Annotated in this window: 22 protein-coding genes; 11 read left to right on the top strand and 11 right to left on the bottom strand. The window is 72.5% G+C overall.

Annotated elements, in window-relative coordinates:
• Positions 1 to 88 precede the first annotated feature (88 nt).
• The gene (locus tag ACFYON_RS16990) at positions 89 to 328 is read right to left on the bottom strand and encodes a hypothetical protein (RefSeq protein ID WP_354869968.1); all 240 of its coding nucleotides are present in this window, start codon (positions 326 to 328) and stop codon (positions 89 to 91) included.
• A 130-nt stretch (positions 329 to 458) separates the two neighbouring features.
• Entirely contained in the window at positions 459 to 1,856 is a 1,398-nt protein-coding gene (locus ACFYON_RS16985; protein ID WP_354869966.1) for an NYN domain-containing protein, read from the bottom strand.
• 126 nt (positions 1,857 to 1,982) lie between these two features.
• Between ACFYON_RS16985 and ACFYON_RS16980 the strand changes: the two genes are divergently transcribed.
• From ACFYON_RS16980 to ACFYON_RS16960, 5 genes are all read left to right on the top strand, one after another.
• Entirely contained in the window at positions 1,983 to 3,737 is a 1,755-nt protein-coding gene (locus tag ACFYON_RS16980) for a DEDD exonuclease domain-containing protein (RefSeq protein WP_357708976.1), read from the top strand.
• A 129-nt stretch (positions 3,738 to 3,866) separates the two neighbouring features.
• Complete coding sequence (locus tag ACFYON_RS16975; protein ID WP_355097119.1) at positions 3,867 to 5,654, top strand: HD domain-containing protein; 1,788 nt, start codon at positions 3,867 to 3,869, stop codon at positions 5,652 to 5,654.
• Between the two features lie 39 nt (positions 5,655 to 5,693).
• Entirely contained in the window at positions 5,694 to 6,221 is a 528-nt protein-coding gene (locus tag ACFYON_RS16970) for an NUDIX domain-containing protein (protein WP_354869958.1), read from the top strand.
• Positions 6,218 to 7,102 carry a sugar phosphate nucleotidyltransferase gene (locus ACFYON_RS16965; RefSeq protein ID WP_354869955.1) on the top strand — a complete coding sequence of 295 codons (885 nt, stop codon included), beginning with the start codon at positions 6,218 to 6,220 and terminating at the stop codon, positions 7,100 to 7,102. Before ACFYON_RS16970 ends, ACFYON_RS16965 begins: the two co-directional genes overlap by 4 nt.
• A gap of 52 nt (positions 7,103 to 7,154) precedes the next feature.
• Entirely contained in the window at positions 7,155 to 7,442 is a 288-nt protein-coding gene (locus ACFYON_RS16960; RefSeq protein WP_354869952.1) for an Lrp/AsnC ligand binding domain-containing protein, read from the top strand.
• 61 nt (positions 7,443 to 7,503) lie between these two features.
• Here ACFYON_RS16960 and ACFYON_RS16955 read toward each other — a convergent pair whose 3' ends face one another.
• The 5 genes from ACFYON_RS16955 to ACFYON_RS16935 form a co-directional block, all read right to left on the bottom strand.
• Positions 7,504 to 8,172, bottom strand: a complete 669-nt coding sequence (locus tag ACFYON_RS16955; RefSeq protein ID WP_354869949.1) for a DUF4142 domain-containing protein — start codon at positions 8,170 to 8,172, stop codon at positions 7,504 to 7,506.
• A 210-nt stretch (positions 8,173 to 8,382) separates the two neighbouring features.
• Entirely contained in the window at positions 8,383 to 10,014 is a 1,632-nt protein-coding gene (locus ACFYON_RS16950; protein WP_354869947.1) for a cytochrome b N-terminal domain-containing protein, read from the bottom strand.
• On the bottom strand, positions 10,011 to 11,099 hold the full coding sequence (locus ACFYON_RS16945) for a Rieske 2Fe-2S domain-containing protein (protein ID WP_354869945.1): 1,089 nt from the start codon (positions 11,097 to 11,099) through the stop codon (positions 10,011 to 10,013). The genes ACFYON_RS16950 and ACFYON_RS16945 overlap by 4 nt, the downstream gene beginning before the upstream one ends.
• A gap of 67 nt (positions 11,100 to 11,166) precedes the next feature.
• Entirely contained in the window at positions 11,167 to 12,000 is an 834-nt protein-coding gene (locus ACFYON_RS16940; RefSeq protein WP_354869943.1) for a cytochrome c, read from the bottom strand.
• A gap of 72 nt (positions 12,001 to 12,072) precedes the next feature.
• On the bottom strand, positions 12,073 to 12,672 hold the full coding sequence (locus tag ACFYON_RS16935) for a heme-copper oxidase subunit III (RefSeq protein WP_354869940.1): 600 nt from the start codon (positions 12,670 to 12,672) through the stop codon (positions 12,073 to 12,075).
• A gap of 108 nt (positions 12,673 to 12,780) precedes the next feature.
• Here ACFYON_RS16935 and ACFYON_RS16930 point away from each other — a divergent pair, with 108 nt between their 5' ends.
• From ACFYON_RS16930 to ACFYON_RS16915, 4 genes are all read left to right on the top strand, one after another.
• Positions 12,781 to 13,734 (top strand): cytochrome c oxidase assembly protein, encoded by a 954-nt coding sequence (locus ACFYON_RS16930; protein ID WP_387188776.1) that lies wholly within the window; start codon positions 12,781 to 12,783, stop codon positions 13,732 to 13,734.
• Positions 13,735 to 13,838: 104 nt separating this feature from the next.
• A complete protein-coding gene (locus tag ACFYON_RS16925) occupies positions 13,839 to 14,237 on the top strand; it encodes a hypothetical protein (RefSeq protein ID WP_091421042.1) in 399 nt (132 codons plus the stop codon).
• 80 nt (positions 14,238 to 14,317) lie between these two features.
• On the top strand, positions 14,318 to 15,364 hold the full coding sequence (trpD, locus tag ACFYON_RS16920) for an anthranilate phosphoribosyltransferase (protein WP_354869938.1): 1,047 nt from the start codon (positions 14,318 to 14,320) through the stop codon (positions 15,362 to 15,364).
• A gap of 179 nt (positions 15,365 to 15,543) precedes the next feature.
• Positions 15,544 to 15,753 (top strand): hypothetical protein, encoded by a 210-nt coding sequence (locus ACFYON_RS16915; protein WP_354869935.1) that lies wholly within the window; start codon positions 15,544 to 15,546, stop codon positions 15,751 to 15,753.
• A 126-nt stretch (positions 15,754 to 15,879) separates the two neighbouring features.
• On the opposite strand, the gene ACFYON_RS16910 is transcribed toward ACFYON_RS16915, so the two are convergent.
• Positions 15,880 to 16,308: a cytochrome c oxidase subunit 4 gene (locus ACFYON_RS16910; RefSeq protein ID WP_354869932.1), complete on the bottom strand. Its 429-nt coding sequence runs from the start codon at positions 16,306 to 16,308 to the stop codon at positions 15,880 to 15,882.
• Positions 16,309 to 16,318: 10 nt separating this feature from the next.
• Positions 16,319 to 17,290 (bottom strand): cytochrome c oxidase subunit II, encoded by a 972-nt coding sequence (gene coxB / locus ACFYON_RS16905; protein WP_354869929.1) that lies wholly within the window; start codon positions 17,288 to 17,290, stop codon positions 16,319 to 16,321.
• 170 nt (positions 17,291 to 17,460) lie between these two features.
• On the opposite strand from coxB, the gene ACFYON_RS16900 reads away from it, so the two are divergent.
• Together ACFYON_RS16900 and ACFYON_RS16895 are read left to right on the top strand one after the other, a co-directional pair.
• The gene (locus ACFYON_RS16900; protein WP_354869926.1) at positions 17,461 to 18,612 is read left to right on the top strand and encodes an aminotransferase class V-fold PLP-dependent enzyme; all 1,152 of its coding nucleotides are present in this window, start codon (positions 17,461 to 17,463) and stop codon (positions 18,610 to 18,612) included.
• Positions 18,609 to 18,833: a sulfurtransferase TusA family protein gene (locus tag ACFYON_RS16895; RefSeq protein ID WP_354869923.1), complete on the top strand. Its 225-nt coding sequence runs from the start codon at positions 18,609 to 18,611 to the stop codon at positions 18,831 to 18,833. The genes ACFYON_RS16900 and ACFYON_RS16895 overlap by 4 nt, the downstream gene beginning before the upstream one ends.
• Here ACFYON_RS16895 and ACFYON_RS16890 read toward each other — a convergent pair.
• Positions 18,830 to 19,375, bottom strand: coding sequence for an ATP-binding protein (locus ACFYON_RS16890; protein ID WP_354869921.1), 546 nt, complete (start codon positions 19,373 to 19,375; stop codon positions 18,830 to 18,832). The two genes, ACFYON_RS16895 and ACFYON_RS16890, sit on opposite strands and share 4 nt — an antisense overlap.
• Positions 19,372 to 20,346: a carbohydrate kinase family protein gene (locus ACFYON_RS16885; RefSeq protein WP_354869918.1), complete on the bottom strand. Its 975-nt coding sequence runs from the start codon at positions 20,344 to 20,346 to the stop codon at positions 19,372 to 19,374. The genes ACFYON_RS16890 and ACFYON_RS16885 overlap by 4 nt, the downstream gene beginning before the upstream one ends.
• Positions 20,347 to 20,566: the final 220 nt, after the last annotated feature.

The raw sequence follows: 20,566 nt of genomic DNA, 5'->3' as shown, positions 1-20,566 counted from the left end.
ACACGTGCCCGGCCGCGCCGTCCCCGGCCCCGGCCGAACGCGCCGATCTTGGAGTTGTGGCACCTCGCAAGGCTCGCAGTGGGCAGCGTCAGGCGATCCGGCGACGGCCGGGACGGCGGGGTGCCGGCGCCCGTCGCGCGGCGGGCACGGGCGCCGCGACCGGTGCGGACGGCAGCACCTCCACCTCGAATCCGGCCCGGGCGAACACCTCGATCGCCCGGTGCTCGGCCGGACCCAGGTCGGCCGGGTCGGAGTCGAGCAGGGCGGTCACCAGGCAGCCGGAGCAGCCGGCACCACGGTTGGCGCAGGTGTCGCAGTCGATCAGCATCAACGCCTCCTGACGGGTCGCCGGTGGCGGTCGGGGAAGAAGCCACCACCGTCGGTCACCACGACGCTAACGCTCGGGTATGACAGAACCGGACAACGAGGCAGCAGCCGCCGCGAACACGATCATCCGGTCAGGAACGGGCCAGGCGCCGCAGCAGCGAGTCGGCGCCCAGCGGGTACGCGCCGTGCCGGCGTACCCCGTCGGCGACCTCGCGGTCGGAGGAGACCACCACCACCGGCCGCCCGGCAGGCTCGGCGCGCACCAGGCGGCGGATCAGCTCGTCGGCGGTCTCGCCCTTGCGGGAGAACAGCACCCGCACGCCGCGCGGCGCCGGGGGCAGACCGTGGATCCGCTCCGCCCCGTCGAAGACGACAGTGACCTCGTCCCCGGTCTGCGCGGCGATCCCGCCCAGCCCGGTGATCAGCCGCTTGCGCTGCTGCTCCAGCGACATCTCGCCGAAGCCGCGCTTGGTGACGTTGTAGCCGTCCACCACCAGGTGTGCCCGCGGCAGCGCGAGCAACTGGTCGAGGCGGGCCGGGTCGTCGGTGTCGCGGGCCCGCGTCGACGGCCCGGCCGGCGCGGTGCCCGGCTGCTCGGCGAACGCGTCGGCGACGAAGTCGGCCGGGAGCTTGTCCACCGGGTCGAGCGCCAGCTCCCGGCGCAGCCCCACGGCGGCCTGGCCGATGGTCTCCAGCAGCAGCCACAGGCGCGCGTCGTCGACCGAGCGGGCCTCCTTGGCGCTGGCCCGGGCCACCCCGGCGGCGGCCTCCGCCTCGGCCAGCCGGGCCCGGGCGCGGCGCAGCTCGGCGTCCGCGTCGGCGGCGGCGCGGGCCGCCCGCCCCCGCTCGGTGGCGAGCGTCTCGGTGGCCTTGCGCTCGCGGGCCTGGGTCTCCCGCAGGGTACGGGTCAACTGGCGGGCCTCCTCGCGGAGCTGACCCAGCTCCTCCCGGACCCGGGCCAGTTCGTCGCGCAGCTTCTCCGCCTCGACCCGGGCCACCGCCCGGTCGTGCTCGGCGCGGGCGGCGCGCTGCTCAGCCTCGCGGACCAGTTCGGCCACGACCGCGCTGTCGGCCTCGGCGCGTACCGCCTCGCCGCTGGCCTCGATCAGTTCCCGCCAGCCCCGGGGCCGGGCCAGGTAGGCCAGGGCGGCCACCTCGACCGGATCGGCGGCGGCGGGCGCGGTGCCCTCGACCACCGCCGCGCCGAGGTCGCCGGCGTCGGCGAGCACCCGGGCGGTGATCCGCTGCCGGAACAGCGGGTCGGCGGTGAGCTGGGTGGCGATCGCGGGCGCGCCGAGGCGGGCCCGGCGGTTGGGAGCGAACTTGGCGACCCGCCGCAGCGGCACCGGCACCTCGTCGGCGGGCAGGCCGGGCAGCACGGCGGCGGTGAGCGTGACGATCCGCTGCCGGACCGGCTCGGGCAGCACGGGCTCGGGCTCGACCGTCGGGGGTGTGCCCTCATCGGCGGGCACGCCGACCACCGGCTCCTCCGCGGAGGAGTGGTCGTCGTACGGCTCGGTGAGGGGCATGAGGCAAGTCTCCCACCCCGAACGGGCCCACCGCCCGGTGAGTGAGCCGATCTCTCATCGTACCCCGTGGTAGCTCCTGGGACGGCAGTGACAGGAGTGTCGGACCGTGCCGCTAGCGTCCCGCGGGTGACACGAGCGGAGTACGTCCAGGAGCCGCTGGCCGGCCTGGACCCGGCGGGCAGCGGTGTCGACCCGGCGCTGCCGCTCTACGCGACCACCTTCGTGGTGGTCGACCTGGAGACCACCGGGGGCGCGCCCGACGGCGGCGGGATCACCGAGATCGGCGCGGTGAAGGTCCGCGGCGGGGAGGAGCTGGGCGTGCTCGCCACGCTCGTCAACCCGGGCGTGCCGATCCCGCCGTTCATCACCGTGCTCACCGGCATCACCCAGGCCATGCTGCTGCCCGCTCCGCCGATCGAGCAGGTGCTGCCGAGTTTCCTGGAGTTCATCAGCGACGCCGTGCTCGTCGCCCACAACGCGCCGTACGACGTGGGTTTCCTCAAGGCGGCCTGCGCGAAGCACGGCTACCGCTGGCCCAACCCCCGGGTGCTGGACACGGCCGCGCTGGCCCGGCGGGTGCTCACCCGCGACGAGGTGCCCAACCGCAAGCTGGGCACGCTCGCCGCCTACTTCCGCACCGCCACCCAGCCCAACCACCGGGCGCTGGACGACGCCAAGGCCACCGTCGACGTGCTGCACGGGCTGATCGGCCGCCTCGGCGGGCACCGGGTCGACACGGTCGGCGAGGCGATCGAGTTCGCCCGCGCGGTCACCCCGACCCAGCGCCGCAAGCGGCACCTCGCCGACGGGCTGCCCAAGGTGCCGGGCGTCTACATCTTCCGGGCCGCCGACGACCGGCCGCTCTACGTCGGCACGTCCGGCGACATCGCCACCCGGGTCCGCAGCTACTTCACCGCCGCCGAGAAGCGGGCCCGGATCTCCGAGATGCTCGCCGCAGCCGAACGGGTGGAGGCGGTCGAGTGCGCCCACTCGCTGGAGGCGGAGGTCCGTGAACTGCGGCTGATCGCGTCCCACGCGCCGCCGTACAACCGCCGGTCGAAGTATCCGGAGCGCCAGGTGTGGCTGAAGCTCACCGACGAGGCGTACCCCCGGTTGTCGATCGTGCGCGACATCGCGCCCACCGACACGGCCTACCTGGGGCCGTTCCGGTCCCGGCAGGCCGCGGAGCTGGCCGCCGCCGGCTTCCACGACGCGGTGCCGCTGCGTCAGTGCACGCACCGGCTCTCCCGGCGCACCACCATGCCGGCCTGCGCGCTGGCCGAGCTGGGCCGCTGCCCGGCGCCCTGCGAACACCGGATCACCCCCGAGGAGTACGACGACCGCGCGGCGACGCCGTTCCGCACCGCCACCAGCGACGACCCGGGTGTGGTGGTGGACGCGCTGCTCGCCCGCATCGAGGTGCTGTCGGCCGCCCAGCGCTACGAGGAGGCAGCAGCGGTACGCGGCCGGCTGGTGGCGGTGCTGCGCGCGGCGGTCCGGATGCAGCGGCTGGCCGCGTTGACCGGCATCGCCGAGCTGGCCGCCGCCCGCCCGGCCGCCCGGGGCGGCTGGGAGCTGGCGCTGGTCCGGCACGGCCGGCTCGCCGGGGCCGGGGTGTCCCCGCCCGGTGTCCACCCGCGCCCCACGATCGCCGCGATCCGGGCCACCGCCGAGACGGTGCTGCCCGGGCACGGTCCGGTGCCGGCCGCGACCGCCGAGGAGACCGAGCGGATCCTGTCCTGGTTGGAGCGACCGGAGACCCGGCTGGTCGAGACGACCGCCGGATGGGCCTCGCCGGTGGCCGGCGCGGGGCGTTTCCGCGACCTGCTGGCGAAGGCGGAGAGTGGCGGATCCGCCAAACTCTCGACCGAACGCTCATGACCAACTGACCGATCGGACTACCTTGCCTCCCTTAGTCTGTTAAAGGAGTGCAGACCTGCCCGTTTCGCGGGCTCTGCTCCCGGCCGCCGGCTTCCGGTGGCCGAGGGCCGGGGTGAGGAGGTGTCCCAGGTGGACGTCGACGCCGGACACGGCGCCGCCCTGGGTGGCGCGCTCCCGACCCAGGGCGAGTTGCCGCTGGGCCGCCGCCTCCGTTCCCTGCTCACCTGGCCGACTGCCGACGGAGATCCGGTCACCACACTGGTCCGGGCTCATCGCGGCATCCACCCGAGCGCCGACGCCTCGGTGCTGCGCCGGGCCTACACGATCGCCGAGAACATGCACCGCGGTCAGTTCCGCAAGAGCGGCGAGCCGTACATCACCCACCCGCTGGCGGTGGCGCAGATCTGCGCCGGCCTCGGCATGGACACCATCACGCTGGTCGCCGCCCTGCTGCACGACACGGTGGAGGACACCCGCTACACGCTCCAGGCGCTCCAGGAGGACTTCGGTCGCGAGGTCGCCCACCTGGTCGACGGCGTGACCAAGTTCGACAAGGCGTTCTACGGCAAGGCCGCGGAGGCGGAGACCGTCCGCAAGATGATCGTTTCGGCCGGCAAGGACGTCCGGGTGCTGGTGATCAAGCTGGCCGACCGGCTGCACAACATGCGTACGCTCGGCGTCCGCTCGGCCGCATCCCGGGAGCGGATCGCCCGCAAGACCCAGGAGGTGCTGGTCCCGCTCTGTGACCGGCTGGGCATCCAGACGCTCAAACGCGAGCTCGACGACGTGGTGCTGCTGCACCTGCGACCCGAGGAGCACGCGCGGATCGCCCGGTTCGTGCACGACCGGCCCGGCTGGGACGCCTACCTCGCCGACGTGGTGGCCCGCACCCGGGTGGCGCTGCGCCGCAACCGGGTCGACGCCGAGGTCTCCCCCCGTCCCCGGCACCTCTACTCGATCTGGAAGGACACCGTCGCCGGCGACCACACCGCCCCGTACGACCTGCCCCGCATCGCGATCGTGGTGGACGGTCCGGCGACCGACTGCTACGCCGCGCTGGGCGCCGTGCACGGGCTCTGGCGTCCGGTGCCGGGCCGCTTCAAGGACTTCATCGCCTCCCCGAAGAACAACCTCTACCGGTCGCTGCACACGAGCGTCTGCGGGCCGCAGGACCGCACTGTCGAGGTGCTGATCCGCACCACCGAGATGCACCGCTCGGCGGAGTACGGCGTGGCCGCCCACTACCGTTTCCCCCGCACCGCGGGCCGGGCCGTCGACCGGGCGGACGAGCTGGCCTGGCTGCGCCGGGTGCTCGACTGGGAACAGGAGACGGTCGACCCCACGCAGTTCATGGAGTCGCTGCGCTGCGACCTGTCCGAGGCGCAGATCCAGGTGGTCGCCGACGGGCGGCAGGTGGTGCTGCCGGCCGGCGCGACCCCTGTCGACCTCGCGTACGAGCTGGGCACGGAGCGCGGGGACCGCTGCCTGGCGGCCCGGATCAACGGCCGGCTCGCGCCGCTCGCCTCCGAACTGGAGGAGGGCGACGTGGTGGAGATCTTCACCGAGAACGACGCGGAGAGCGGGTTCGAGGCGGACGCGGCCCCGCGCGGCCCACGCCGGGAGTGGCTGGGCTTCGTGAAGTCCCCGCACGCCCAGATGCAGATCAACCGCTGGTTCGCCGAGCACACCGAGCCGGGCATCTCGATCGCCGACAAGGTCCGGCTCGGCCGGGCCTCCATCGGCCTGGCGTTGCGCAAGCACAACCGGGGCCTGGCCAACGACCTTCCGCTGCTGCGGTTGTCCGAGGAACTGGGCTACCCCGACCTGGAGACGCTGCTGGTGGCGGTCTTCGACCGCACCGTCGAGCCGGACACGGTGGTCCAGCAGCTGATCGATCTGGTCGACCACCGGCAGTAGGCGGAGCCGGCCCGCCCGGGGACCACTAGCCTGAACGGCATGATCCCCCGCGCGCGTGCCACCGGACGGGCCCTCGGCTACAAGCTCTTCTACCGGCTTCCGGTCCCGCTGCGGCGGCGGCTGGTCCGGCTGGCCGTACCGAAGTACATCGTCGGCGCGGTCACCCTGCTGCGGGACGCCGAGGCCACCGGCGCGGGCCGTCTCCTGCTGCTGCGCCAGCCGCCCGGGTACAGCTGGACGCTGCCGGCCGGGCTGCTGCAACGCGGCGAGGCCCCGGTGGTCGGCGCCGCCCGCGAACTGTACGAGGAGTCCGGCGTCCGCCTGTCGCCCGACGCGCTGCGCCCGGCGGTGCCGAACGCGGTGGTGCACGCCAAGGGCTGGGTCGACGTGGTCTTCGAGGCGGAGGTGCCGGCCTCCCGCACCGAGCTGAAGGTGGACGGCGCCGAGGTCTTCGAGGCCGCCTTCCATCCGCTCGACGACCTGCCCCGGCTCAGCCGCGCCACCGCCAACCTGCTCGGGTACTACGGCATCGGCCCGCGGGCGGGCGAGCACCCGCCGGCCGCATGAGCACCCCGGTCGCGTACGCGGGCGCCGCGGCCGCGCCGGGCGTCGAGGTGTGCGCTGTGGTGCTGGCCGCGGGCGAGGGCACCCGGCTGCGTCCGCTCACCGAGCGGGTGCCGAAGGCGCTCTGCCCGGTCGGCAACGTCCCGCTGCTGGACCGGGCGCTGGCCCGGCTGGCCGGGCTCGGCCTGACCGGCCCACGCCGGGTGGCGGTGAACGCCTGCTACCTGGGTGACCAGGTGGTCGCGCGGGTGGGCGAACGGGCGCACCTGTCCGTCGAGCCGGGCGCTCCGCTGGGCACCGCCGGGGGCGTGGGCCGGCTGCGGGACTGGATCGACGGCCGGGGGGTGCTGGTCGGCAACGCCGACGCGTACCTGGCCGATCCGCAGGCGCCACCCGGCAAGGACATCGCCGCGCTGCTGGACGGCTGGGACGGGCACGGCGTACGCCTGCTCGGCCGGCCCGCCGACGACCCGGACGCCCTCGGGACCTTCGACGGCCACGACTTCGTGGGTTTCTCGCTGCTGCCCTGGCGGCTGGTCCGCGACCTGCCGGCCACGTTCGGCGACCTGGTCCGGGCGGTGTGGCGGCCCGCGGAGGCGGCCGGTGAGCTGACCGTGGTGCCCTACCGGGGCACGTTCTACGACACCGGCACCCCGGCCGACTACCTGGCCGCCAACCTGCACGCGGCCGGCCCGCACGGGCTGGTGGACCCGACCGCGACGGTGACCGGCCGGGTCGACGGCTCGGTGGTCGGCGCCGGGGCGCTGGTGCACGGCGACGTCGACCGGTCGGTGGTGTGGCCGGGCGCGAGCGTCGCGGCCGGGGAACGCCTGCGCGAGGTGATCCGGGCCGGCGACGACCTGACCGTCCCGGCGGCGCGGTGAGGGCCACTGGCTCTAGCATTGGCCTCGTCGCCGACGAACGGAGAAACGTCCCGTGATCACCGCGATCGTGCTGATCGACTGCGCCACCGACTCCATCCCCGAGGTGGCCGAGGCCCTGGCCGACCTGCCCGGCGTCAGCGAGGTCTACTCGGTGGCCGGACACGTCGACCTGATCGCCATGGTCCGGGTCCGGGAGTTCGAGCAGATCGCGCAGGTCATCGCCGGCAGCATCTCGAAAGTGCCGGGCGTGCTGAACACCGAGTCGCACATCGCGTTCCGCGCCTACTCGCAGCACGACCTGGAGTCGGCGTTCGCGATCGGGCTGGCGAACGCCGACTGACACGAGCCGGTGACCGGCCTGCCCTCCCGGGCGGACCGGCCACCGTCGACCGTGCGATACGTCAGCTCTGGCTGGGCACCGGGGTCTCCGTGGTGCCCGGAGCGGGCTCCTCGGTCTGGGTGCCGCCCGGAGCCGGCGACTCGGTGCCCCCCGGGGACGTGGTGCCGCCCGGGCTGGGCGTACCGCTGGCGCTGGTCTGCGGCACCGGGACGCCCAGGGTCTGCGCCAGGGCCACAAGCGCGTCGTAGTGCGCCTGGAGGACCGGCAGCGCGTCCTGCGCGATCTGCACCACCGACTGCTCCGAGCCCTGCGAGATCTCGGTCTGGGTGGCCTGGATCGCCTGGACGTGACCGGCGAGCTGCGCGGTCACCCACGCCTTGTCGAACTCGGCGCCGTTGAGATTGTTCAGCTTGTCCAGGACCTTCTGCTGGTCGGCGCTCGGGTCGGCCGGCAACTGCACGTTGAGCTGCTGCGCGGTCGACTGCACCGTCTGGTCCAGCTGGGTGTGGTCCGTGACGAACATCTTGCCCAGGTCCTTGACCTGCTGGTTCTGGCCCTTCTGCTGGGCCAGGTTACCGGCGGTGATCTCGAACAGGTTGACCTGGTGCACCGCCTGCAGGTACTGCGTGTCCTGCGTCGACGGCTGCGCCGCGGCCTGCGCCGCGGCGGCGGGCGCCAGCCCCACGACCACCAGCGCGGCCAGCAGGCCCAGGCGTTTGATTCCCCACATTCGTTCCTCCCCCATGAGACGTCGGACCGCACGGATACCCGGCTGACCGGGGTTATTCCTGCGATTCCACCCGTCCGTGTCGGGGGCGACGGCCGTCGGTGCACCGGTCGCCCGGCGTGCGCGGGAGGCAACCGGACGGCAGGGGCGGAAACGGCTGTGGCGCCCGCCGGATGATCCGGCGGGCGCCACTGTCAGTCGTACCGGGGAGGGTCAGCGACGGCTCTCGCCGCTGCCGATCTCCTCCCGCTCCGGCGCGGCCTCGACCGGCGGGTGTCCCGGCGAGACCGGCGCCTCGGCCGGCTTCTCGATCGGGTAGAAGAAGCCCCGGATCGCCGGGCCGAGGGCTCCGAGCCGGTTCATCTTCTTGGGCACCACCCAGCCGACGTAGTCGAGCGCCGGCGGGTGACCGTCGTGGCCCTCGGCCGAGGTGAGCGGCTGGTGGACCTCGACGAACCGGCCGTCGGGCAGCCGCTTGATGATGCCGGTCTCCACGCCGTGGGCCAGCACCTCCCGGTCGTGCTGCTGCAGGCCCAGGCAGATCCGGTACGTGATGTAGTACGCGATCGGCGGGATGATCAGCAGGCCGATCCGGCCGCCCCAGGTCATCGCGTTCAGGCTGATGTGGAACTTGTCCGCGATGACGTCGTTGGCGCCGGAGAGGGTCAGCACGATGTAGAAGGCGAGCGCCATGGCGCCCACGGCGGTCCGGGCCGGAACGTCCCGGGGCCGCTGGAGCAGGTTGTGGTGCTTGTAGTCCTTGAGGCGGCGCGCCTCCAGGAACGGGTACATCGTCGACAGGCCGACCAGGATTCCGGGTAGCACCACCGTCGGCCAGAACAACGGTGGAATCACGTACCCGTTGCCGATCGGGATGTGGATCTCCCAGCCCGGCATGAGTCGGGTCGAGCCGTCGAGGAACATGACGTACCAGTCGGGCTGGCTGGCCGCCGAGACCACCCACGCCTCGTACGGGCCGAACAGCCAGATCGGGTTGATCTGGAACAGACCGCCCAGCAGCGCGATCACGCCGAAGACGACCATGAAGAAGCCGCCCTGCTTGAGCGCGTAGCGCGGGAACATCCGCTCGCCGACCACGTTGTCGTTGGTCCGCCCGGGGCCGGGCCACTGGGTGTGCTTCTGCTTGAACACCAGGCCGAGGTGCACGCTGATCAGCGCCACCAGCAGGCCCGGGACGAGCAGCACGTGGGCGATGAAGAAGCGGCTGATGATGATGGTGCCGGGGAACTCCCCGCCGAAGATCGACGAGCTGACCCAGGAACCGATCACCGGGATCGACAGGATGATCGCGGAGGCGATCCGCAGACCGGTGCCGGACAGGCCGTCGTCCGGCAGCGAGTAGCCGGTGAAGCCGGCCAGGAAGCCGACCCAGAACAGCAGCGAGCCGATGATCCAGTTGGTCTCACGCGGCTTGCGGAACGCGCCGGTGAAGAAGACCCGCAGCATGTGCACCACGATCGCGGCCATGAACAGCAGGGCCGACCAGTGGTGCATCTGCCGCATGATCAGACCACCCCGGACATCGAACGAGATGTCCAGACTGGAGGCGTAGGCGGCCGACATCGGGGTGCCCCGCAGCGGGGCGTAGCTGCCGTTGTAGATGACCTCGGTCATCGCCGGCTCGAAGAAGAACGTCAGGAAGACGCCGGTGAGCAGCAGGACGATGAACGAGAACAGCGCGATCTCGCCGAGCAGGAAGGACCAGTGGTCGGGGAAGACCTTGTTCAGCAGCTTGCGCAGGGGCGTGGCCACCTGGAAGCGGTCGTCCACCGCCCGCGCGCTCTTGGCCGGCAACGCGGCCGCATCAAACTTTCGGCGCTTCATGGCCGCTCCCAGAAGTCGGGACCGATGGTCTCGGTGTAGTCGGACTTCGCCACGAAGAAGCCCTCCTCGTCCACCTCGATCGGCAGCTGTGGCAGCGGCCGGTTAGCCGGGCCGAAGATCGGCTTGGCGTTGTCGGTGATGAGGAACTGGGACTGGTGGCAGGGGCAGAGCAGGCGGTTGGTCTGCTGCTCGTAGAGGCTGGCCGGGCAGCCGGCGTGCGTACAGATCTTGGAGTACGCGACGAAGTTGCCCCACATGTAGTCGCCGTGGCCCTTGCGCTCGTTCGCCTCGCGCGACTTCTGTGCGTCGTCCTCCCGCAGGTGGATGAGCAGGGTGGGCGAGTCGGCGTGCAGGTTGCTGACGCCGCCGTCGATTCCGGGGAACACGGTGAGCTGGCCGCCGACGCTGACGTCGGCGGGGCGGATCGGCCGGCCGTCCTCGCGGATCAGCCGGATCTTCTCGCCACCCTTGCCGGGCTGGAAGCCGGTGGTGAACATCTGGTTGTTCTTGTGCGGCTGCTCGATCAGGCCGCCGATCAGCGGGGCGGCGGCCACCGCGCCCACCGGGGCCAGGCCGGCGAGCAGGGAGATGCCCAGCAGCGGCCGACGCTTCACGCCGAGTTCGTCGGCCATGTAGAGCATGGTCTCACCGGTGATCTTGCGACCCTCCGGGTTGTCGACCTGGTCGTGCCGGTCCTGGATCGAGACCTCCTTGGGCAGCAGCTTCTTGCCCCAGGTCAGGATGCCGAAGCCGATGCCCAGCAGCGCGAGGCCCAGCGTCACGCCGAGCAGCGGCGTGTAGAGCTTGTCGCCGCCGCGACCCGGCTCCCACTGCCACGGCCACCAGATGTAGACCACCAGGAAGGCGGTCGCGAAGACCCCGGTCAGCAGGAACATCAGGGCGACCGTACGAGTCAGCCGGCGCTCGGCCCTGCTGCCCGGGGCCACCTGCGGCTCGTAGTGGACGATCTCGATGTCGTCGCGCCGCGCGCCCTCCTGGACGATCTCGAACCGGGAGAGCCGCGGGTCGTTCACGTCGAGCGGCTCCGGGCCCTGCTGGGCCTGGTGCTCGGTGTGGGTGCTCATGCCGTCACCTCGCTACGGGTGACGCCGGGGACCGGCGCCACGGCACTGGAAGCAATGATCGGTCCGGTCACGACTTGCCTGCGATCCACAGGCTCGCGAAGACCAGCGCGACGATGCCGACCAGGAAGATCGCCAGACCCTCGGTCGACGGGCCGTAGCGGCCCAGGTTGAAGCCGCCCGGGTCGCCGTCGTGCTTCAGCGTCTCCTGGATGTAGGCGATGATGTCCGCCTTCTCCTCGGGCGTGATCTGGTTGTCGCCGAACACCGGCATGTTCTGCGGGCCGCTCAGCATCGCGGCGTAGATCTGCCGGTCACTGGCCGGGGCGAGACTCGGGGCGTACTTGCCGGAGGACAGCGCGCCGCCGCCACCGCCGAAGGCGTGGCACTGGGAGCAGTTGATCCGGAACAGCTCACCGCCGGTGGAGAGGTTGGCGCCCTCACGCAGGTCGCCGTTGGGGACCTCCGGGCCGCCGCCGAGCTCCTGGACGTACTGCCCGAGCTGGCGCACCTGCTCGTCGGTGAACTGCGGCGGCTTGCGCATGGCCTGGGCCTCCTGCCGGGCCATCGGCATGCGACCGCTGCTGACCTGGAACTCCACCGAGGCCGCCCCGACGCCGATCAGGCTCGGACCGCGGCCCTCGACGCCCTGGGCGTTGCGACCGTGACAGGTCACACAGCTCACGTCGAACAGCGCCTTGCCCTCGTTGCCTGCGGCGGTCAACGGAGGGTTGTCCTGCGCCTGCACGCCGGGGGCGAAGACGGTGTAGGCACCGCCGGCCAGCATCAGCGCGGCGAACAGCCGGACCGCGGCGCCCAGCCGGCGGCGGCCCCTGCTGCGCGCCACGGGCCGCCCGCGCAGCCGCGCGAGCAGACCGCGTCGGCGGTCGTTGTCAGAAGTCATGACCTGTGTCCTTAACCGGTTGGACCTTGTCTCAGGGGACGGAGCAGCGGCGCGGTTCGTGACGCGCCAAGATCACTGGAGCCAGTAGATCATGACGTAGAGCCCGATCCACACGACGTCCACGAAGTGCCAGTAGTAGGACACGACGATCGCCGAGGTCGCCTGCGCGGGGGTGAACCGGCCCATCGTGGTCCGGATCATGAAGATCACGAAGGCGATGAGACCGCCGGTCACGTGCAGACCGTGGAAGCCGGTGGTGAGGTAGAACATCGACCCGTAACCGTCTTCGTTGATCTTCACGCCCTCGTGCACCAGGGTCCGGTACTCGTTCAACTGACCGAGCACGAAGATCAGACCCATCACGAAGGTGATCGTGAACCACCGGCGCAGAGCGTGGACGTCACCGCGCTCGGCCGCGAACACGCCGATCTGACAGGTGATCGAGGAGAGCACCAGGATCACCGTGAACGTGGTCGCGTACGGGATGTTCAGCACCTCGGTGTGCTTCTCCCACTGCTCCGGCGCCGCCGCGCGGATGGAGAAGTACATCGCGAACAGCGCCGCGAAGAACATGAGTTCGCTGGAGAGCCACACGATCGTCCCGACGCTGACCATGTTGGGTCGGGTCAGGGAGTGGATCCGGCTCTTGTCAATGGCTGGGGCCGCAGTCACGCGGTCATTATTGCCCCTGACCGGGACCGAGGATCAGCGGGGTGCCAAACCTGGCCCTTCCGTGGCCCGATCGTGGTGGTCCGCTTCGCCTGACCTACCCTGAAAAGCGTGCTGCACGTCGATCAGATCCGCGCCGTCACCTCGGCTGTTCCGGCGACGCTGGCCGCGGGAGGCGAGGGTGCCCCGCCGCCGTTCACCGTGACCCGGGTGTTCACCGAGACCCGGCTGGACAGCTGGCTCACGCTGGGCATCGTCCTGGCCGCCGGCCTCTACCTCTACGGGGTGCACCGGCTGCGGCTGCGCGGCGACCGCTGGCCGGTCATCCGTACCGTCTCGTTCCTCGGCCCCGGCCTCGGCGGCATCGCGCTGGTCACGCTCACCGGCCTCGGCGCGTACGACACCGCGCTGCTCTCGGTGCACATGGTCCAGCACATGGTGCTGTCCATGGTCGCGCCGATCTTCCTGGCGCTCGGCGCCCCGATGACGCTGGCGCTGCGCACGCTGCCGGTGCGGCCCCGCAAGCGGCTGCTCGCGATCGTGCACAGCAAGGTGATCCGGATCTACAGCTTCCCGCTTGTGGCGTTCGCCATCTTCGTGGTGAATCCGTTCGCGCTGTACTTCACCGACCTCTACGAGTTCACCCTGCGCCACGAGTGGGCGCACGAGCTGGTCCACGCGCACTTCATCGCCACCGGCTGCGTCTTCTTCTGGCCGCTGCTCGGCCTGGACCCGCTGCCCGGCCGCTGGCCGTATCCGGGACGCGCGTTGCTCATGCTGCTCTCGGTGCCGTTCCACACGGTCCTCGGGCTGACCATCATGCAGAGCACCACGCTGTTCGGCGGCGACTGGTACCCGTCGCTCAACCTGTCCTGGTCCGACCCCTGGAACGACCAGGTGGTGGCCGGCGGCATCCTGTGGGCCGGCGGCGAGTTCGTCAGCGTCACCATGCTCGCCGTCCTCGTCGTCCAGTGGGTCAAGCAGTCCGAGCGCGAGGCGCGCCGGCTCGACCGCGAGCTGGACCGTCAGGAGGCCCGCCAGCGCGCCGCGGAGGCCAGCGCCTGAGACCCGTTCCGGGGTACGCCCCGAGCCCGGCCGGGCGGGCCGACGGCCCGGATGTGACAACGGCTACGATCAGCGGGCAGCTACGAGGTGGGAGCCACGTCACGATGAGCGATCGTCTTTGCACCGTCCTGCTCTACAGCGACGACCCGAAGGTCCGCGACCGGATGCGCCTCGCCGTGGGCACCCGGCCGGCGCCGGGAATCGAGATCGAGTTCGTCGAGGCCGACGAGTACAACGCGTGCATCCGGCTGGTCGACGACTACGAGATCGACCTGATGCTGCTCGACGGCGAGGCGAGCCCCGGCGGCGGCATCGGCATCGCCCGCCAGATCAAGGACGACCGGGACGACGCGCCGCCGACCTGCGTGGTGCTGGCGCGCGCCGCCGACCGCTGGCTGGCCGCGTACGCCGAGGTCGACGCCACGCTCACCCACCCGCTGGACCCGGTGGTCGCCGGCAGCACCGTGGCGGAGCTGCTGCGCCGCACCCACGCCGCGGCCTGACCCTCCGGCCTTCGCGCGCCACGGCGACGCGGCCGTGGCGTGCCCCAACCGCTTTCCTCACGCCGCTCGGGAGGCCCGTCATGGGCGAACGGACCTGGCCGCTTCTGCTCAACGCGCTGCTGCGCGGCGAGGAGCTCTCCACCGCCGACACGGCGTGGGCGATGGGCGAGATCATGGCCGGCTCGGCCACCCCGGCGCAGATCGCCGGGTTCGCCGTGGCGCTGCGCACCAAGGGCGAGACGCCCGCCGAGCTGGGCGGCCTGGTCGAGACCATGCTGACCCGCGCGGTGCCGGTGCACCTGCCCGAGGACGTACGCGCGACTGCGCTGGACGTGGTCGGCACCGGCGGCGACCTCGCCCACACGGTGAACATCTCCACCATGGCGGCGCTCGTGGTCGCCGGGGCCGGGGTGCGCGTGGTCAAGCACGGCAACCGGGCCGCCTCCTCCTCCTGCGGCACCGCCGACGTGCTGGAGCAGCTCGGCGTGCCCCTTGATCTGGAGCCCGAGCAGGTGGCCCGCTGCGTCACCGAGGCCGGCATCGGTTTCTGCTTCGCCGCCCGCTTCCACCCCGGCATGCGCCACACCGGCCCGGTCCGCCGCGAGATAGGCGTACCCACCGCGTTCAACTTCCTCGGCCCGCTGACCAACCCGGCACGGCCCCGCGCGGGCGCCGTGGGCTGCTTCGACAAGCGGATGGCCCCGGTCATGGCCGCCGTCTTCGCGGCCCGGGGCGACTCCGCGATAGTGGTACGCGGCGAGGACGGCCTGGACGAGTTCAGCACCGGCGCGCCCACCCGGGTCTGGGTGGCCCAGCAGGGCACCGTCACGGAGGCGCTGCTGGACGCCGCGGAGCTCGGGGTGCCCCGGGCCACCCTGGCCGACCTGCGCGGCGGGGACGCGGTCTACAACGCCGACGTGGTACGCCGCCTGCTCGCCGGCCAGACCGGCCCGGTACGGGACGCGGTGCTGGTCAACGCGGCGGTGGCGCTGGCCACCCAGGGCCCGCTGGACGGCGATCTGCACGAGGCGCTGCGGGCCAACCTGGGCCGCGCCGCCGAGGCGGTCGACTCGGGCGCCGCCGCCGCCGCGCTTGAGCGCTGGCTCGAGGTGGCGCGCGCCGCCTGACGGCGGCCTGACGCGGGTCTTGTCGTACCCGCGTGCCAAACTACACGGGAGTTATTTTCCTTTTTCGACCTTTCCTTTTTCGACCTTTCCGTTTGCGGCCTTTCCGTTTGCGGCCTTTCCGTTTGCGGCCTTTCCGTTTGCGGCCTTTCGGCCGGCGCCCGGAGCGAGAGGAGACACCCGTGTCGAACCGCGAGCTGCACTGCGACACCTGTGCGGACGTCGTGCTGTTCGAGGCGCCGCCGTGCGGCGACGGGCACGGCGCCGACTGCCCCGAGCTGATCTGCACCGGCTGCGGCGCGGCAGTGGTGATCGCCACGTTCACCTTCCGCCCGACGCGCCTGTCCAGCCGCCGCACCCCGCGCCGGCCGTCCCACCCCCGGGCCGCCTGAACCGCACCCCTCCCCTCCCCTCCCCTCCCCTCCGGCCCGGCTCCGGTCCGGACCCTGGTGCGAGGAGGGAACGCCGAAGGCCCGCGACCCCGGGGACGGGGGCGCGGGCCTTCGGCGTGTGTCGGGTCAGTGCTCGGCGGTGCGGCGGGTGCCGGAGTAGTACTCGAAGAGCAGCCCGCAGGCGGCGAAGACGACCGCCACCAGGCCCAGTCCCAGCAGCCAGAACTGCCAGAACACCAGGCCCAGGCCGGCGATCGCGGCGGCCAGCGCCAGGCCGAACGGCCAGTAGCTACCGGGGCTGAAGAAGCCGACCTCGCCGGCGCCGTCAGCGATCTCGCCGTCCGGCCGGTCCTCGGGGCGCAGGTCGATACGGCGGGAGACGAACCAGAAGAAGCCGCCGCACATCGCGCAGAGCAGGAAGGACAGCAGCAGCGCCACGGTGCCGATCCACTCGATGTGGCCGCCGCTGTCGCCGTACGTCCAGGCGCCGTAGAGGATCGTCGCGCCGAGGAGGAACGTGGCGATGGTGAGGAAGATCTTCCACTCGGTCTTCATGCCGAACCCCTCAGCTTCCCGCGCCGGCCGACGCGTCGGACGGGTTGAAGTTGTTCACGTCGCGCCGGGTGTCGAACGGCTTCGTCTCGGTGGCGTACTCTTCCTCACCGATCTCGCCGAGCGCCTCCTGGGTCGACTTGCCGGCCTTCTTGGCCGCCAGGAACTGGTCGTACTTCTCCGGCGAGACGACTCGCAGCTCGAAGTTCATGAAGGCGTGGTAGCTGCCGCACAGCTCGGCGCAGCGGCCGACGAACGCGCCCTCCTGGTCGATGCTGGAGACCTCGAACGTGTTGCGCACGTTGCCCGGCATGACGTCCCGCTTGAACAGCAGCTCCGGCACCCAGAACGAGTGGATGACGTCGCGGCTGGTCTCCTCGAAGCGGATCGAGCGCCCGCTGGGCAGCACCAGAATCGGGATGACCTCGCTGGTGCCGAGCACCGAGGCGACGGTGTTGGCCTCCGGGCCCTGGCCGTCGCGGTAGTTGAACTGCCAGTTCCACTTGAACGCGACGACCTCGACGGTGACGTCCGGGTTCCTCGACTGCTTGTTCACGTCGGTCTGCACGACCGCCGTGTAGTAGAAGAGCACGGAGACCACGAGGATCGGCGCGATGGTGTAGAGGAACTCCATCGGCAGGTTGTAGCGGGTCTGCACCGGCAGCTCGTTGCCGCGCTTGCGGTAGCGGACCACGCACCAGAAGATCAGGCCCCACACGAACACGCCGACGGCGAGCGCCGCGATGCAGGACGCGATCCACAGGTCGTACATGCGGTGCGACTCGGGCGTGATGCCGCCCTGCGGCCAGCCGAACCCGCCGAACGCCTTGCCGACGTCGCAGCCGGTGAGCGAGACCAGCAGCGCCGCCGCGCCGAGACCGAGCCCGGCGATTCGACCAGCACCACGCCGCCGGCGCACACCGGCCCCCGGGGAAGCGCTGTCCCGTACGGCCGAGCGCCGTACCTCCGAACTCCTTGCGACCACCTGGTCCTGCCTCCCTAGCGCGCCGCGGCGGTTGTTCTCCTGACACCGACGGCAAAGGCGTCACCGACGGTCGCAGATTACTCGACCATGACCGGCCAGGCCGTCTTGGGGTCGCTGTCCACCCCCTTCGGGGGGATCTTGGGCGTAACCGGGCGATAGCGTGGAACCTCATGAGCGCCTCCCCGGTCTACCTGGACGCCGCCACCGCGGCCCCGCTGCATCCGGTCGCGCGGCAGGCGATGCTGGCCGCCCTGGACGACGGCTGGGCCGACCCGGCCCGGCTCTACTCGGCGGCCCGCCGCGCCCGCCAGCTCCTCGACGCCGCCCGCGGGGCCGCCGCGCAGATCCTCGGCGTCCGCGCCGACGAGCTGTCCTTCACCCCCAGCGGTACGGCGGCAGCACACGCCGCCGTGCTCGGTGGCCTCACGGGGAGACGGCGGGCCGGCGCGACGCTCGTGCACTCGGCGATCGAGCACTCGGCGGTGCTGCACGCCGCGCAGCGGCACACGGCCGGTGGCGGCGCGGCGGTGTCCGTACCCGTGGACCGGTCGGGCCGGCTGGACCTGGACGCCTGGGCGGCGGCGGTGGCCGCGCCCGGCGTGGCCCTGGCCGCACTGATCGGGGCCAGTCACGAGGTGGGCACCGTGCAGCCGGTGCCCGCCGCGGCGGAGCTGTGCGCGGAGGCGGGCGTGCCGCTGTACGTGGACGCGGCGCAGCTCGCCGGCCGGGCGCCGCTGCCGCCGGGCTGGTCGGTGCTGACCGCCAGCGCGCACAAGTGGGGCGGGCCGCCCGGCGTCGGGCTGCTGGCGGTGCGCAAGGGCACCCGCTGGGAGTCGCCGTACCCGGCCGACGAGCGGGAGTCGGGGCGTACCCCCGGGGTGGTGAACCTGCCGGCGGTGGTCGCGGCGGCGGCGAGCCTGCGCGCGGCGGCGGCCGACGCGGCGGCCGAGGCGGCCCGGCTGGGTCCGCTGGTGGACCGGATCCGGGCGCGGGTGGCGGCCGAGGTGCCGGACGTGGAGGTGGTCGGCGACCCGGTGGACCGGCTGCCGCACCTGGTGACGTTCTCCTGCCTGTACGTCGACGGCGAGGCGCTGCTGCACGCGCTGGACCGGCGCGGCTTCGCGGTGTCCTCCGGGTCGTCCTGCACGTCCTCGACGGTGCGCCCGTCACACGTGCTGGAGGCGATGGGAGTGCTGTCGCACGGCAACGTACGGGTGTCGCTGCACCGGGAGACCACCGAGGCGGACGTGGAGCGGTTCCTGGCCGAGCTGCCCGGGATCGTCGCGCGGCTGCGTGCGGAGGCGGGGGTGACCGACCTGTGAGCGAGCCGGACGAGGTGCTGGACTGCCGGGGGCAGCGCTGCCCGCTGCCGGTGATCAATCTCGCCCGGCTGGTGCCCGGTCTGCCGGCCGGCGCGGTGGTGCGGGTGCTCGCCGACGACCCGGCGGCGGCGGTGGACATCCCGGCGTGGTGCCGGATGCGCGGCCACGAGTTCCTGGACGCGCGCCCGGGGCCCGCCTACGACGTCCGGGTGAGCGGCTAGCGCAGGTAGGCGAGGATGCCCGGCAGCGGGTCGCCCTCCACCGCGGTGTCGACCACCAGGCGCGGGCCGATCAGCGGCTCGTACTCGGCCCGGCGGCGCAGCGTCTGTTCCCAGGTGACGTTCTCCTCGGGCGGGCGGGCCTCGACGCGGCGGCGGTGCTCCGCCTCGTCGCCGCAGTGCACCTCGATCACCCGCAGCGGCACCCCGGCCCGTTCGGCCACGTCGTGCCAGAGGCCCCGGGCGCTGGCGACCGGGTTCACCGCGTCGACGACCACGCTGAGCCCCAGGCCGAGCTGCACCTCGGCCAGCCCGGCGACAGCGCCGTAGGCGGCCATCCCGGGCACGTCGCCGGTGAGGCCATAGCGGTGCAGGGCGCGCTCGACCGGGTCGACGGGCAGGACCGGGGCGCGCAGCGCGGCGCCGACGCGGGCGGCCAGGGTGCTCTTTCCCACCCCCGGCAGCCCGGCGAACGCGACGAGCACCGGCTGGCCGGAGCCGGGGCGGGCCGCGTTCGGGTCCAGCCCGCCGGCGGGGCCGGTCACAGCAGGTGCGGCCGGACGTCCTCGGCGGCCGCGTCCCCGTACGACTCGGCGAGTCGCTTCACGAACAGGTCCCGGCGGACCTCGTACTCCTGACCGCCGAAGTTCTCCAGCACGAGCGCGGCGAGCAGGCAGCCGACCTGGGCCGCCCGCTCCAGGCCGACGCCCCAGTCGAGCGCGGCGAAGAAGCCGGCCCGGAAGCCGTCGCCGACACCGGTCGGGTCGACCGCCTGGATCTCCCGCGCGATCGGCACCCGGAGCGTGCCGATCTCCCGGCCGGCGATCTCCACACCCTGCTTGCCGAGCGTGGTGACCCGCACCTTGACCCGGTCGAGCAGCTGCTCGTCGGTCAGGCCGGCCTTGCTCTGCAGCAGCGACTTCTCGTACTCGTTGGTCATCAGGTAGTCGGCGCCCTCGACCAGGCCGAGCACGTCCGCGCCGTCCATCCGGGCGAGCTGCTGCGACGGGTCGGCGACGAAGGAGTAGCCGCGATCCCGGCACTCGCCGGAGTGCCGGATCATCGCGGCCGGGTCGTTGGCGCTGACCAGCACCAGGTCCAGGCCACCGAGGCGCTGCGCCACCGGGGCCAGCTCGATGTTGCGGGCCTCGCTCATCGCCCCGGCGTAGAACGAGGCGATCTGGCACATGTCGGTGTCGGTGGTGCAGACGAAGCGTGCCGTGTGCGCGACCTCACTGACGTGCACCGAGTCGCAGTCGACGCCGTGCCGCTCCAGCCAGGAGCGGTAGTCGGCGAAGTCGGCGCCGACCGCGCCGAGCAGCACCGGCCGCAGCCCGAGCTGGGCCATCCCGAAGGCGATGTTCGCCGCGGTGCCGCCGCGCCGGAGCACCAGCTCGTCGACGAGGAAGGACAGCGAGACCTTGTCGAGCTGGTCGGCGATGAGTTGGTCGGCGAACCGGCCGGGGAAGCTCATCAGGTGGTCGGTCGCGATCGAGCCGGTCACGGCGATCTTCATGTCAACCCTCGGGGTCGGGAGCACGGCGCGGTCAGCCTACCGGCCTCCGGACCGGACGAACGGCGGTCAGTCACCAACCGGCCGATCAGCGCACATCCGAAGGTCCCGCGCAGGAGATACGACGAAGCGGGGGGGGGGGGGGGGGGGGGGGGGGGGGGGGGGGGGGGGGGGGGGGGGGGGGGGGGGGGGTTGGGGGGGGGGCGGCGGGGGCGGCGGGCGC

It is taken from the genome of Micromonospora sp. NPDC005686 (assembly GCF_042871665.1).
Taxonomy (GTDB): Bacteria; Actinomycetota; Actinomycetes; order Mycobacteriales; family Micromonosporaceae; genus Micromonospora.
The sequence above is the reverse complement of the archived record's forward strand: the minus strand, read 5'-3'. Positions and strand labels throughout refer to the sequence as shown.